Raw genomic sequence first — 13,344 nt, 5'->3', positions numbered from 1 at the left:
ATGTCGACGCTGACCGCCTCCGCCGTACCGGGTGGCATGCCCGCCGAGCCCGTGTCGATCTTCGACCCGGTGCATGTCGGGGTGGACGAGTTCGGCCACCCGGTGCGGGTCCCGCTGATCTACCGCAACCTGTTGATCGGCGGGGAACCGGGCGGCGGTAAGTCGACCCTGCTCAACCTGATCGTGGCTCACGCCGCTCTCTCGCCCGACTGCCGGCTGTGCCTGCTCGATGGCAAGCAGGTCGAGTTGGGTCAGTGGAAGAGCTGCGCCGACGTGTTCGTCGGCCCGGACATCACGCATGCCCTGGCCACGCTGCGACGGATGCAGATTGTGATGGACAACCGGTACGCCTACCTGGAAGTGGCGGGCCGCCGGAAGACCCAACGCGATGACGTGTTCAGCCCGATCCTCGTCGCCCTTGATGAGATCGCCTACTTCTCGGCCACCGTCGGGGACAAGAAGACCCGGGAGGACTTCGCGGGTCTGCTGCGGGACCTGGTAGCCCGAGGTAGGGCTGTCGGCATCATCGTCGTGGCGGCGACGCAACGCCCCTCGTCCGACATCATCCCGACGAGCCTGCGGGACCTGTTCGCCTGGCGGTGCGCGTTCCGGTGCACCACCAACGTGTCCTCGGACATCGTCCTGGGGCACGGATGGGCGGACCGTGGCTGGTCGTCGAACACGATCAGCCCGACCAACCCCGGGGTGGGCTTGCTCATCGCCGAGGGCGGCACCCCGCAACTGATCAAAGCCGCGTACCTCGATGACGCGGCCTGCGCTCGCATCGCCATCCACGCCGCCCGCATGCGGGCCAACCGTGGGGAGCGTGCGGCATGAGTATCCGTATCCGACCCCGGTCAGCCACGTCGCCAACCTGGCCGACCGCTACCGATGACCGCCTGTTGCACCCGGACTGGTGCGCCCGAGGGCACGCCTGCGGCCTGGGCGAGCACCGGGCACAGCCGGTGACCCTGCGGGTTCCCGGTCGCGGTGTGGTGGTTCTGACCCGGGTGCTGGCCGCCGACGGCCGTCAGCACGCCGAGATCCGCACCCGCGTCAGCCTCGCACCGGGCGACACGAACGCCCGGGCGCACCTGATGCGGATCGTCACCGAGTTCGACGCGGCCCTGCGGCGGATGGTCCGCCCTCAGCGCCGAACGCCATAAGAACGGGCCGGCAGCACCGGGATCAGCCCTAGGAAAGCACCCCGGACGCCGCCGACCCGCCCCATCAACAGCCCAGAGAGGAGCTGCCGCGATGCACGCTACCCAAAACACGGTCGCCGAGCAGGTGACCACCCCGGCCCGCACGCTGCGGGACGCCGCCCTGTACCTGTCCCGCCACGGCTGGACGCAGGGCGCCTACTACGACGCCACGTCGGGGTCGTTCACGCCCCCGGCCTGCACGGTCGGCGCGGTCGGCATGGTCTGCTACGGCGGACCTGTCGACGCCCCGGCGCAGATGTTCGACGCCCCGGAGTTCGCCGATTTCGAGGCGGCGTTGACCTACCTGGACTGGTACTTGGCCTGCCGGTTCTCCAACGGCCAGTACCACGACGGGCTCGACAACGCCTACGACTTCAACGACGCCAAGGGCCAGACCGCCGACGCTGTCATCGCCGTTCTCAACGCGGCTGCCGACGCCTGGGACCGCACCAACGGTGGTGCGGCATGAACAAGAACACCGTCAAGCCCGGCTTGACGCGCACCCGCACCACGCGCGCCAAGCGGTCGGTGGAAACCACCGAGTTCGACGCGTTCGTACGGCGCATCCTGCGGGCGTACGCCCGTCGGGTCGCTGCCGGCGACATCGAGGCACTGCGGTCGCTCGCGGTGCTGTCCACCGACGTGGACGCCATGACCCGGCTCGCTGTCACCGGCCTGCGTCAGCCTCCGTACCGGTACTCCTGGGCGGAGATCGCCGACCGGCTGGGCGTGTCCCGGCAGGCGGTGCAGATGCGCTACGGCGACCGCGCCGACCGGATCGCCCTGGACGAGCGGCTCATCCGCGCCGGCCTCGGCGTCACGGTGGCGACCCTCGCCCAGGTGTTCGCCGATCACCACCCCGGTAGCCCGGCACGATCACTGTGTCCGGGCTGCGGCTTCCGCTACCCCGACGGGGTGACGGACTGCCCGACCAACGCCACGGTTCGCCCGCTGCTGTACCGGCGGCGCGGCGAGGACACGCAGGCGCTCAACGTGCTGACGCCTGACCAGCTCGCCGACCTGCACAACCTCAAGACCGCCCGGACCAACCGGACGGCCACCCGCAGGGCGGCCCAACCCACGCCGCTGCCTCCCGCCGAGGAACCGACCTTGTTCGGCCTCACTAACGGGAGGGCCACGGCATGACCACCAACCCGACCAACCTTCGACCGGCGGCCGGTGAGCCCCGGTTGGCGTCGATCGCCTCGTGGGCGGTGCTGGCCGCGTCGTTCGGCCTGTCCGCCTCCACCTGGATCGCGCTTGCCGAACTCGCCGGCTTCACCGCCCGCATCACAGTCCCCGGCACCTCGGTCAGCCTCGCCCTGGCCTGGCTGATGCCCATCGCGGTCGACGGCTACGTGGTCGTCGCCCTGGTGCTGTGGATGGCTCCCGTGCCCGCACGGGTCGCCGCGTTCGCCAAGAAGAACACCTACGGTGCTGCCGGCATCGGCATCGCCGCCCAATCGGCGTACCACCTGCTGCAAACCAACGCCAACACGAACGAAACCTGGCGCGTGGCGATGGCCGCGATCGTCGGCGCACTGCCGCCGGCCGTCGCCGGCCTGGCCGTGCACATGCGCGCCCTGATCCGCCGGGAAAGCGGCCGAACCCTGACCGCTGCCACTGGCATCGCACCAACGTCCCCGGCACCCGCCGAGACGCCCACCTCAACCGTCACCGTTCCCGCCGTCCCGGCACTGACGCCGGTCCGGCCCGAGCTGCCCATCGTTCCCGCTATCGAACCCGCCGAACCGGCACCGACGCCGGCTCAGCACGAGATCCCGACGCCGGCCCAGGTCGCCACCCGGGTCACCGCACCGCGACCGGCCCCGGCCCCGGAACCGGCGACGCCCCGGCCCGATGCGACTGCCCGCCCCGCCCGTCCCCGTCCGAGCAAGCCCGATGCCACCCCGGCACCGACGTTGGCACCGTCCACCACCGACACTCCTGTCACCGCGTCTGACGCTGCCCAACTTCCGCCGCCGATCGTGGCCCCGGACCTGCTCGCCCGAGCGACCCGCGTCGCGAAGCAGTACCGCACCGAGCACGGCACGCCGATCACCCCGGGCCAACTGGCCGTCCGCCTCAAGGTGACCTCGGATGAGGCCACGCAAGCCCTCGCGGTCCTGGACCTCGACCCCAACACCAGCAACCGACCCGTCCAGCCCGCCAACGGACGCCCCGTGAAGGCGACCCGTTGACCGTCTCGACGCTGACCGTCGTACCCGAAGCTTCCGCTTCGGGTACGGCCCCGTGCGCCGAGCCGACCGCCCCACCCTGGTACGCCACCTCCTCCGACATCCGGCTCCAAGCCGCCGCCCGGCTCACCCAACCCGACCTCGCCGAATGGCTGCGCCACGTCCGCCCGGCCGCCGGCTGCACCCGCCCGATCCGCCTGGTCGGCACCATGGCCACCGTCGAGGCCGCCACAGGCCGCCTCCTGTCAGAGCGGTCAACGGCCGACATGCCCGACGGCGTCATCTACAAGCCGTGCGGCAACCGCCGCGCCGCCGTCTGCCCGACCTGCTCCAAGCTCTACCAACGCGACGCCTACCAGGTCGTGCGCGCCGGCCTCGTCGGCGGCAAGGGCGTACCGGAGCAGGTCGCCCACCACCCGGCGGTGTTCCCCACCTTCACCGCCCCGTCCTTCGGCGAGGTGCACACCCGCTACGTCAAGCGGCACACCTGCACCCGCCGCAGCTCGTGCGACTGCCGGCCCGAGCCGTGCCACGCCCGCCGGGAGTCGACCGTGTGCGTGCACGGGGTGCGGCTGGTCTGCTTCGCCCGCCACGAGGAGACGGACGCCCGGTTGGGCACGCCGCTGTGCCTGGACTGCTACGACCACGACGCCCAAGCGGTCTGGAACTTGTCCGCCGGGGAGCTGTGGCGGCGCACCACCATCGCGATCAACCGCTACATGCACCGGCTGGCCACCGCACGCGGCATCCCCGACATCCCCGTGACCTCACCGCGTACCGGTAAGACCCGGTGGGTTTCCCCGGTGCGGCTGTCGTTCGGCAAGGCCGCCGAGATGCAACGACGCGGCGTCGTGCACTTCCACGCCATCATCCGCCTCGACGGCCGCGACGCGGGCGACCCGGACGCCATCGTGCCGGCCCCGCCGCAGCTCGACGCGGCCGATCTGGTGGCCGCCGTCGACCACGCCGCCGCCACCGTCGGCTTCACCACCGCCGATCACCCCGCCCACCCCGGCGGCTGGCCGATCGCCTGGGGCGAGCAGGTGCTGACCAAGGTGATCACCGTGGCCGGGCGGGGTGAGGTGACCGACGCCCAGGTGGCCGCGTACCTGGCCAAGTACGCGACCAAGTCAACCGAGGTGACCGGCCACGCCTCCAACCGGCTCACCGGCGACACCATCGACATCTACGCCGACCCGGTAGGCACCCACACCGAACGCCTGGTCGACGCGTGCTGGATGCTCGGCACGCCGCGCGACTGGCGGCGGCTGCGCCGCTGGGCGCACATGCTCGGCTTCGGCGGCCACTTCCTCACTAAGTCCCGCCGCTACTCGATCACCTTCGCCCTACTGCGCAACCAACGCATCGTGTTCCGCCGTGCCCAGAGCAGCGGACCACAGCAAGCCGCGGCCGGCACCGAGCCGACGACGCTGGTGGTCAACTTCCTGCAATTCGTGGGCGCCGGCTGGCACACCACCGCTGACGCGATGCTCGCCAACGCCTCCGCCGCAATGGCCCGAGAGCACCAGGACGCGGCACGCGAGTACCTACAGACCCTCGTCGCCTGACGCGCGATCCAGCGTCAAGCCCACCTTGACACCGAATCGGCCGACCGTCGGCCGTCGCACTCGTGGAATGGAGCACGGACCGATGAGCACACAGAGGCAGCCAAGCGCTGTCGACCGGCTGTGGACGGTGGAGGATGTCTCGGCCTTCCTTGGCGTTCCCGTCGGCACGCTGTACCAGTGGCGGCATCGCCGTTTCGGGCCACCGGCGGCCAAGGTCGGACGGCACCTGAGGTACGACCCGCAGGACGTGCGGTCCTGGGTCGCGGAGCAGGCGGCGTAGGACATGCCTGTCGATGACCTGTGGTACCTGAACGGGCGGGCGGCTGACGGCTCGCGGCTGCCGTCGAAACGGCACGGGCGGGGCAAGCGGTGGCGGGTCCGCTGGACGGACAACCTCGGCGAGACGCGTACGCAGATGTTCGAGCGGAAGGTGGATGCCGACCGCCACGACGCCAACGTGCGCGCCGACCTGAGCCGGGGCCAGTACATCGATGACCGGGCGGGCCGCATCACCGTCGCGGCCCTCGCCTCGCTGTGGCGGGACGCCCAGCTCCACACCGACAGCACAACGGTCCGAGTGGAGCACGCTGTCCGGCTCCACGTGCTGCCGGGGCTGGGCGCGCAGCAGATCAAGGATGTCCGCCCGAGCCACATCCAGGGATGGGTACGGGACCGGTCGACGGTCCTCGCTCCTACCACGCTCCGGGTGGTCTACACCTACCTCAGTTCGATGTTCGCCATGGCCGTCCGGGACCGGCTGATCTCGGCCAGCCCGTGCGACAAGGGCATCCGGCTTCCGCCGATCAGCCGGGGGAGCAGGGTCCTTCCCACGGCGCAGCAGGTGCACGACCTGGCGCATCTGCTGCCGGCCCGGCTGGCCGCCACGGTCTACCTCGCGGCCGGTTGCGGCCTGCGCATGGGCGAGATCCTGGGCCTGGAGGTGGACGACATCGACTTCGACGCACGGGAGGTGCGCGTCCGCCGCCAACTCAAGGTGCTCAAGGGTCGTCAGCCGTTCCTCGGTCCGGTCAAGACGAGCACCAGCGCCCGCACCGTCGAGCTACCCGATGTCGTGTCGGTGGCACTGCGTCAGCACCTGGCCGACAGGTGCGGCGCGGTCGAAGTCGACGACGATACGGACCGCCGTCGGCCGGTCCGCCGGGCCGCACACCTGCTGTTCCGGGGTGTCAGTGGCGAGCCGGTCAACGCGGCGACCTTCTCCCGAACGTGGGCGAATGCTCGGGAAGCGGTCGGCCTGCCGGCGCGGTGGGGGATACACGGACTGCGGCACTACTACGCGACGGTGCTGATCCACGCGGGCGCATCGGTGAAGACGGTCCAGCTCGCGCTTGGGCACAGCACGCCGACCGTCACGCTCAACACCTACGTCCACGAGTGGCCGGACGTGCTCGACCGGACCCGGCTGCTCATCGACGGCGCGCTCGGTCAACGCGGAACGGCGGCCATGCCGGCTGTGAGCCGAGCATGACCGCCGTCCGTGAGGTTGTACCCAACCTGTACCCAAGATCAGTAGTGATCCTGTTGGTGCAGGTCAGAGCCTTGATCAGGCTCAGCAGTCGTAGTACATGGCGAACTCGTGCGGGGTCGGGCGCAGGCGCACCGGGTCGACCTCGTTGGCGCGCTTCCAGTCGATCCAGGTGGAGATCAGGTCCGGGGTGAAGACGCCACCGTCGAGCAGGTAGTCGTGGTCGGCCTCCAGCGAGTCGAGCACGGCCGGCAGCGAGCCCGGCACCTGCTTGACGTCGCCCCACTCCTCCGGCGGGAGGTCGTAGAGGTCCTTGTCGATCGGCGTCGGCGGCTCGATCTTGCTCTTGATGCCGTCCAGGCCGGCCATCATCATGGCCGAGAAGGCCAGGTAGACGTTGGCCGACGGGTCCGGGACGCGGAACTCGACGCGCTTGGCCTTCGGGTTCGCGCCGGTCACCGGGATGCGGGTGCAGGCGGACCGGTTGCGCTGCGAGTAGACCAGGTTGACCGGCGCCTCGAAGCCCGGCACCAGGCGGCGGTACGAGTTGACCGTCGGGTTGGTGAAGGCCAGCAGCGACGGCGCGTGGTGCAGCAGACCACCGATGTACCAGCGGGCCGTGTCGGACAGGCCCGCGTAGCCGGTCTCGTCGTAGAACAGCGGCTCACCGTTGAGCCAGAGGCTCTGGTGGGTGTGCATGCCGGAGCCGTTGTCGCCGAAGAGCGGCTTGGGCATGAACGTCGCGGTCTTGCCGTTGGCCCAGGCCTCGTTCTTCACGATGTACTTGAAGAGCTGGAGCTGGTCACCGGCGTGCAGCAGCGTCGAGAACTTGTAGTTGATCTCGGACTGGCCGGCGGTGCCCACCTCGTGGTGCGAACGCTCCACGGTGAAACCGGTGTCGACGAGGCGACGCACGATCGAGTCACGCAGGTCGGCGTAGTGGTCGACCGGCGGCACCGGGAAGTAGCCACCCTTGTACGCGGTCTTGTAGCCGCGGTTGCCGCCCGGCTCTTCGCGGCCGGTGTTCCACGCGCCCTCGACCGAGTCGATGTAGTAGAACGACTGGTGCGCCGAGGTCTCGTGGCGGATCGAGTCGAAGATGTAGAACTCCGCCTCGGCGCCGAAGTAGGCGGTGTCGGCGATGCCGCTCGCCGCCAGGTACGCCTCGGCCTTCTTCGCGACGTTGCGCGGGTCGCGGGTGTAGGCCTCGCGGGTGAACGGATCGTGGATGAAGAAGTTGAGCGCGAGAGTCTTCTGCGCGCGGAAGGGGTCGATGAACGCGGTGGCGACGTCCGGGAGCAGGAGCATGTCCGACTCGTGGATCGCCTGGAAACCGCGGATCGACGAGCCGTCGAACGCGAGGCCGTCGGTGAAGAGGTCGTCGTTGACGGACTCGACCGGCAGGTTGAAGTGCTGCATCACGCCGGGCAGGTCACAGAAACGAACGTCGACGAACTTCACGTCCTCGTTCTTGAGGTATCGCAGCAGTTCCTCGGGATTGGCGAACACACATCCTCCTGGCACGTCCACGGGGTGGCTAGGCTTCTGGCGACGCTAGGGCCGGGGGGTTGCCCGGCCGTGTCTCCGTTGTTTCTGCCGTGTTACGTCCCTCGTGGTGAGCCAGCGACGCCCCTGTCCGCGCCTCCGACCCGCCAGGAACGTCGTACCGACTGTGCCAGTGTAATGACATCTGATGCCTTTGGCCTGAATCGGCACACCGTGCAGGCGGCACGCGGCAGGACCTCCTCCCGGCGCGGATACCCTTGACCGCTGTGACCAATCCGCACCTCCCGGCAGCGCCGGCCACCGACCCCACCTTCGCCGCTCCGAGCCTCGGTAAACGGTTCGGCGCGCTGATCATCGACTGGGTGCTGTGCCTGCTGGTGTCCAACTTCTTCGCCGACCCGGTCCGCGACGGCTGGGCGCCGGTGCTGGTGCTGGTCCTGGAGTACGGCATCTTCCTCGGCCTGTTCGCCCAGACGCCGGGCATGTACATCACCAAGATCCGCTGTGTGAACTGGCACGACGGTGGCCGGATCGGCGTGCTCCGGGGCCTGATCCGTGGCCTGCTGCTGGCCCTCGTCGTTCCCGCACTGATCATGGACGAGCACCGGCGCGGCCTGCACGACCGGCTCGCCGACTCGGTCATCGTCGACGCACCCCGCGGCTGAGCCAACCCCCGTCAAGGCCGCCGGGCCCCGGCTCCGGGATCGCGCTCGATCCAGGCTGTAGCGGCACCCGCGCCGCTCGTGCACTTTCGGGGTGCCGAAAGCGTGGAATGCAAGATCGCGGCCGAGTCGGGTCGATCATGGAGTTGTGGTGCCTGGTTTGGTGCCTAACGGGGGCTTTGTCACCCACCACAACTCCATGATCGACGAGGTGGGCCGGGCGGGGTGGGCCGGGCGGGCTGGGCCGGGCGGGCGAGGCGGGGCCGGGCGGGCTGGGCCGAGGCGCGAGGGTCGGGCGGCCTGCGGGAACGGGCGGCAGGCGCGCCGGGGTGGGCCCCTGAACGTGTACGTGAAGGAGTTGGACCTGTACGGGTGTACGCGAAAGAGCCGGACCCGTGCGGGCCCGGCTCTTTCGCGTACACCTGAGGGGTCAGCGGCCCCGCGACTGGCGGAAGGCGCCTGGCGGCCGCATGTTCTTCGGGATCGCGCCCTTGGGCATCTGCGGCCGGGCGGTGAGCGCCTTGAGTCGCTTGTCCAGCGAGTTGACGTCCTTGCCGGAGAGGGCGCGGGGCAGGCGCAGCAGCGTCGTGCGCAGCTTGCGGATCGGCAGCTCGCCCTCCTCCTGCCCGATCACGTAGTCGTGCAGGGGAGCGGAGCCGATCACCTTGGACAGCCGCCGCTTCTCCTGGCCGAGCAGGCCGCGCACCCGCTGCGGGTTGCCCTCGGCCAGCAGGATCACGCCCGGGCGGCCGATCACCAGGTGAACCATGTCCATCTGGGTGGTCGAGCTGACCGCCGGGGTCACCCGCCAGTCACCGCGCATGTTCTCCATGATCTGTGCCGCCGCGCCGGGTTGCCCCTCGGCGGCGTTCATCATCGCCTTGTTGGACCGCAGGTTGAGCACGATCAGCACCGCGAGCAGGATGAACAGGATGCCCAGCGGCAGCCAGATCCAGCCCCAGAAGATCACCGCGACCACGGTGAGCGCGAGTGGGATCAGCACCGCCGCGGCGACCAGCGGCGCGAACCACCGGTCCTGCTTGGCGGTGAACTGGAACACCATCCCGATCTGCTTCAGCCGCTGGCCGAACGAGACCTTCTCCTGGGGCTTTGCCATGCCGCAGAGTCTAGTGGTCGCCGCCGGCCCGGTTGATCCGCGTCCGGGGTGCCGGGGCAGCTGAGTACCTTACGTCGCCGTACGCGTCCGGACCGGCCAGGTAAGGAGGCGGTGAGCCGGGAAGATGAGGCGGCATGCCCATGCCCGGGTGGGGCCTTCGCGCGCAGAGTCAGCAGCAGAAGACGATGACGCCACGAAGGAGCCCGACATGTTCGGCAACGACGTAGATTTCCTGCTCACCCTGCACCGCACCCACGCCGCCGAGCTGCGCGCCGAGGCGGCTGCGGACCGGCTCGCCCGGTCAGTGTCGCGTCCGGCCGGCCGCGGTTGGTTGGGCCGGCGCCGGCAGCCCGGTCGCACCGGCGACGCCCGCCGGTGAGCGCGCCCAGCGCGGCCGGCACGGCCACGACGCCCAGCGCGGCCGGCACGGCCACGACGCCCAGCGCGGCCGGCACGGCCACGACGCCCAGCGCGGCCGGCACGGCCACGACGCCCAGCGCGGCCGGCACGGCCACGACGCCCAGAACGGCCGGCACGGCCACGACGCCCGCCGTACCGGCCGTGCGATCCGATCCGGCCCCGCCACCCGGCCACCGGCCGACCGGCGGGGTCGGCACGGCGCGCCACCGTGGCATGCTCGACCACGTGACCGTACGCGCCGCCAGCTCCGTCCTCGTCGGGCGGCACCGCGAGACCGCAGCACTGCGCGACGCGCTGGGCCGAGCGCGTGCCGGGGAACCGGCCACGGTGCTCGTCGGCGGCGAGGCCGGCGTGGGTAAGACCCGCCTGCTGGAGGAGTTCGCCGGCTGGGCCACCGACGGCGCGGCGCGGGTGCTCGTCGGCCAGTGCCTGGAGCTGGGCGAGGCGGGTCTGCCGTTCGCCCCGTTCGCCGCCGCGTTGCGCGCGGTGCTCCGCGCCGACGGCCCGGAGGTCTTCGCCGGGTACGAGGCGGAGTTCGCTCCGCTCCTGCCGGAGCTGGGCCGCACGTCCGCGACGCTGGCCGCACCGGGTGCCGTCGCGCTCAGCGACGCCCCGCGCGGCTACCTGTTCGACCTGGTCGCCGAGTTGTTCCAGCGGCTGGCCGACGCCCGCCCGCTGGTCCTGATCATCGAGGACCTGCACTGGGCCGACCGCTCCACCCGCGACCTCATCGGGTTCCTCGTCCGGGCGGCGCGGCCGGGCCGGCTCCTGCTGGTGTGCAGCTACCGCACGGACGAGTTGCAGCGCGGGCACCCGCTGCGCCCGTTCCTCGCCGAGCTGGATCGGGCCCGGGGTGTGCAGCGGGTCGAGCTGGGCCGCCTGGACCGCGACGACACCGGTGCGATCCTCGCCGACCTGCTCGGCGCCGAGCCGCTCGCCCGCGCCGTCGACGACGTCTACGACCGCACCCAGGGCAACCCCTTCTTCATCGAGGAGTTGGCCGTCGCAGGTGACCCGATCGGCTGCGCGGCGCTCCCCGAGACGCTGCGGGACCTGCTGCTGGCCCGGGTGGACCGACTCCCCGAGCCGACCCAGCGGGTGCTGCGGATCGCGGCCGCCGGCGGCACCCGATTCGCCCACGACCTGCTCGCCGAGGTCGCCGGGCTGCCCGAGGCCGAGCTGGAGGACGCGTTGCGCGCCGCCGTCGCCGCCCAGTTGGTGGTGGCCGATCGGGACGGTGACTACGAGTTCCGGCACGCGCTGGTCCGCGAGGCGGTGCACGACGAGTTGCTGCCCGGTGAGCACGCCCGGCTGCACGCCCGCTTCGCCGCCGCCATCGAGGCCCAATCGCACCTCGTACCCGCCGGCCGGGCCCCCGCCGAGATCGCCCACCACTGGTACGCCGCACACGACCACCCGCGCGCCCTCGTCGCCGCACGGGCCGCAGCCTGCGCCGCCGCCGACCGGTACGCGTACGCCGAGCAGCGCCGACTGTTGGAGCGGGCGTTGGAGTTGTGGGAGCTGGTGCCGGACGCCGCCGACCTGCTCGGCATGGACCACCTGGAGTTGCTGGAACAGACCCTGGACGCCGCGATCACCGCCGGGGACTTCAGCCGGGCCATCACCCTGACCCGGGCCGGGCTGGCCGAGGTGGACGCCGACGCCGCGCCGCTGCGCGCCGCCCGCCTGCTGGACCAGCGGGGTCGACTGATGGCCCTGCTCGGCAAGAGCGACGGCAGCCGGGAGTTGGATGAGGCGTACCGGTTGGCGGCCGGTGGCCCGTCCGGTGTGGAGCGGGTCCGGCTGCTCGCCGACATCGCCACCCACCTGGTCAAGATCGACCCGCAGAAGGCGGCCCGGGTGGCAGCCGAGGCCGCTACCGACGCCGAGGCGCTCGGCGAGAAGGTGGCCCTGCTCTCGACGCGGATCGCGCTGCTCTGCCACGGCGAGCGGGACCTGACCGGAGGGCTGGTCGAGCTGGGCCAGGCGGCCGCCGCGGCCCGTGCGGCGGGGGACGCGCAGACCTTGGTGCTCGCCCTGGTGTTCGAGTCGGACATGCTCTGCGAGTTGGGCCGCTACGCCGAGTCCGCGCAGTCCGCCGAGGCCGGCGCGGCCGAGGCGCGACGGGTGGGGATCAGCCGCTCCACCGGGGCGTACCTGCTCTCCAACCGGGCCGAGGCGCTCATCGCGCTGGGCCGGTGGGACGAGGCCGAGGCGGTCTGCGCGGAGGCCGCCCGGATCGACCTGTCCGGTGTCACCGGGCTGCACTGGCTCCAGCTGGGCGCCGGGCTGCGGCTGGCCCGCGCCCATCCGGGCGCCGGCGAGCTGGTCGACCGGGCGCTCACCTTCCTCAACCGGCCGTACCTGTGGCCGAACCACCGCCTGCCCCTGCACGAGCTGGCGATCGAGGCGGCGCTGGCCGCGGACGACAAAATCGAGGCGGTACGGGCGGCCCGCGTCGCGGTGGCCGACGAGAGCCTGCCGCAGCTGCCCCGGGAGGGTTGGCCGGTGCTCAGCGCCGCCGCGCGTACCGCGACCCGGGTCGGTGACCGGGAGTTGGCGGCCGCCGTCGCGGCGCTCGCCACCGACCTGCCGGCGCGGCACCCGGCGGCCCGGGCACACGCCGCCCAGGTCACCGCGCTGCTCGCGGTCGGCGACCAGGCGCTGCCGGCGTGGCGCAAGGCGGTCGAGGCGTGGCGAACCGACGGGCAGCCCTACCCGCTGGGCCGGGCGCTGCTGGCGTTGGCCGAGACGACCGCCGCCGCCGGAGAACGCGAGGAGACGGCGGCGGCGCTCACCGAGGCCACCGAGATCGGCCGGCGGCTGGGCGCGACGCCGCTGGTCGAGGCGGCTGCCACCCTGGCGCGGCGGGTCGGCCTGCGCGGTACGGGCGGGGGCGGCACGGACCTGCTGACCGCCCGGGAGCGGGAGGTGCTGCGGCTGGTCGCCGAGGGGCACAGCAACAGCCGGATCGCCGAGCGGTTGTTCATCTCTCCGAAGACGGCAAGCGTGCACGTCTCCCGGATCATCGCGAAGCTGGGCGTGACCAACCGGGTGGAGGCCGCCGCCCTGGCCCACCGCCTCGGCCTGCTCACCGAGGCCACCGCGCCACACTGAGCCGTGCCGTGCCGTGCCGTGCCGCGCTGAGCCGTGCCGCGCTGACGCTTGTCGAGCCCGGTGAG

General features: G+C 71.7%; 13 protein-coding genes. 11 read left to right on the top strand and 2 right to left on the bottom strand.

The window, feature by feature from the left end:
• The 8 genes from EV382_RS17245 to EV382_RS17210 all read left to right on the top strand — a co-directional run bounded on the left by EV382_RS17245 (position 1) and on the right by EV382_RS17210 (position 6,460).
• The gene (locus EV382_RS17245) at positions 1-837 is read left to right on the top strand and encodes an FtsK/SpoIIIE domain-containing protein (RefSeq protein ID WP_244236731.1); all 837 of its coding nucleotides are present in this window, start codon (positions 1-3) and stop codon (positions 835-837) included.
• Positions 834-1,166 (top strand): hypothetical protein, encoded by a 333-nt coding sequence (locus tag EV382_RS17240; RefSeq protein WP_244236730.1) that lies wholly within the window; start codon positions 834-836, stop codon positions 1,164-1,166. The genes EV382_RS17245 and EV382_RS17240 overlap by 4 nt, the downstream gene beginning before the upstream one ends.
• A gap of 91 nt (positions 1,167-1,257) precedes the next feature.
• Positions 1,258-1,674 carry a DUF6197 family protein gene (locus tag EV382_RS17235; protein ID WP_130403189.1) on the top strand — a complete coding sequence of 139 codons (417 nt, stop codon included), beginning with the start codon at positions 1,258-1,260 and terminating at the stop codon, positions 1,672-1,674.
• Positions 1,671-2,351, top strand: coding sequence for a hypothetical protein (locus tag EV382_RS33980; protein ID WP_425271905.1), 681 nt, complete (start codon positions 1,671-1,673; stop codon positions 2,349-2,351). Before EV382_RS17235 ends, EV382_RS33980 begins: the two co-directional genes overlap by 4 nt.
• Positions 2,348-3,406: a hypothetical protein gene (locus tag EV382_RS17225; protein WP_130403187.1), complete on the top strand. Its 1,059-nt coding sequence runs from the start codon at positions 2,348-2,350 to the stop codon at positions 3,404-3,406. The genes EV382_RS33980 and EV382_RS17225 overlap by 4 nt, the downstream gene beginning before the upstream one ends.
• Entirely contained in the window at positions 3,403-4,971 is a 1,569-nt protein-coding gene (locus EV382_RS17220) for a replication initiator (RefSeq protein WP_165435809.1), read from the top strand. The genes EV382_RS17225 and EV382_RS17220 overlap by 4 nt, the downstream gene beginning before the upstream one ends.
• 82 nt (positions 4,972-5,053) lie before the next feature.
• Positions 5,054-5,251: a helix-turn-helix domain-containing protein gene (locus EV382_RS17215; protein ID WP_130403185.1), complete on the top strand. Its 198-nt coding sequence runs from the start codon at positions 5,054-5,056 to the stop codon at positions 5,249-5,251.
• A gap of 3 nt (positions 5,252-5,254) precedes the next feature.
• A complete protein-coding gene (locus tag EV382_RS17210) occupies positions 5,255-6,460 on the top strand; it encodes a tyrosine-type recombinase/integrase (protein ID WP_130403183.1) in 1,206 nt (401 codons plus the stop codon).
• An 81-nt stretch (positions 6,461-6,541) separates the two neighbouring features.
• On the opposite strand, the gene glnA is transcribed toward EV382_RS17210, so the two are convergent.
• Positions 6,542-7,966, bottom strand: coding sequence for a type I glutamate--ammonia ligase (gene glnA / locus EV382_RS17205; RefSeq protein ID WP_130403181.1), 1,425 nt, complete (start codon positions 7,964-7,966; stop codon positions 6,542-6,544).
• A gap of 263 nt (positions 7,967-8,229) precedes the next feature.
• Here glnA and EV382_RS17200 point away from each other — a divergent pair, with 263 nt between their 5' ends.
• Positions 8,230-8,628: an RDD family protein gene (locus EV382_RS17200; RefSeq protein WP_279636483.1), complete on the top strand. Its 399-nt coding sequence runs from the start codon at positions 8,230-8,232 to the stop codon at positions 8,626-8,628.
• 427 nt (positions 8,629-9,055) lie between these two features.
• On the opposite strand, the gene EV382_RS17195 is transcribed toward EV382_RS17200, so the two are convergent.
• Positions 9,056-9,742 carry a DUF4191 domain-containing protein gene (locus EV382_RS17195; protein WP_130403179.1) on the bottom strand — a complete coding sequence of 229 codons (687 nt, stop codon included), beginning with the start codon at positions 9,740-9,742 and terminating at the stop codon, positions 9,056-9,058.
• Positions 9,743-9,950: 208 nt separating this feature from the next.
• On the opposite strand from EV382_RS17195, the gene EV382_RS32775 reads away from it, so the two are divergent.
• Together EV382_RS32775 and EV382_RS33825 are read left to right on the top strand one after the other, a co-directional pair.
• Positions 9,951-10,121: a hypothetical protein gene (locus EV382_RS32775; protein WP_165435808.1), complete on the top strand. Its 171-nt coding sequence runs from the start codon at positions 9,951-9,953 to the stop codon at positions 10,119-10,121.
• Positions 10,118-13,279 carry a helix-turn-helix transcriptional regulator gene (locus EV382_RS33825; protein ID WP_279636482.1) on the top strand — a complete coding sequence of 1,054 codons (3,162 nt, stop codon included), beginning with the start codon at positions 10,118-10,120 and terminating at the stop codon, positions 13,277-13,279. The genes EV382_RS32775 and EV382_RS33825 overlap by 4 nt, the downstream gene beginning before the upstream one ends.
• Positions 13,280-13,344: the final 65 nt, after the last annotated feature.

Source organism: Micromonospora violae (assembly GCF_004217135.1).
In the GTDB taxonomy this organism is placed as follows: Bacteria; Actinomycetota; Actinomycetes; order Mycobacteriales; family Micromonosporaceae; genus Micromonospora; species Micromonospora violae.
Note: the sequence above shows the minus strand (reverse complement) of the source record. Positions and strands in the feature narration are given on the sequence as shown.

Bases quoted from the DNA above. Each gene is read 5' to 3' on its own strand.
- EV382_RS17245 (WP_244236731.1), top strand. From the start codon at position 1: ATGTCGACGCTGACCGCCTCCGCCGTACCGGGTGGCATGCCCGCCGAG.
- EV382_RS17240 (WP_244236730.1), top strand. From the start codon at position 834: ATGAGTATCCGTATCCGACCCCGGTCAGCCACGTCGCCAACCTGGCCG.
- EV382_RS17235 (WP_130403189.1), top strand. From the start codon at position 1,258: ATGCACGCTACCCAAAACACGGTCGCCGAGCAGGTGACCACCCCGGCC.
- EV382_RS33980 (WP_425271905.1), top strand. From the start codon at position 1,671: ATGAACAAGAACACCGTCAAGCCCGGCTTGACGCGCACCCGCACCACG.
- EV382_RS17225 (WP_130403187.1), top strand. From the start codon at position 2,348: ATGACCACCAACCCGACCAACCTTCGACCGGCGGCCGGTGAGCCCCGG.
- EV382_RS17215 (WP_130403185.1), top strand. From the start codon at position 5,054: ATGAGCACACAGAGGCAGCCAAGCGCTGTCGACCGGCTGTGGACGGTG.
- EV382_RS17210 (WP_130403183.1), top strand. From the start codon at position 5,255: ATGCCTGTCGATGACCTGTGGTACCTGAACGGGCGGGCGGCTGACGGC.
- EV382_RS17195 (WP_130403179.1), bottom strand. From the start codon at position 9,742: ATGGCAAAGCCCCAGGAGAAGGTCTCGTTCGGCCAGCGGCTGAAGCAG.
- EV382_RS32775 (WP_165435808.1), top strand. From the start codon at position 9,951: ATGTTCGGCAACGACGTAGATTTCCTGCTCACCCTGCACCGCACCCAC.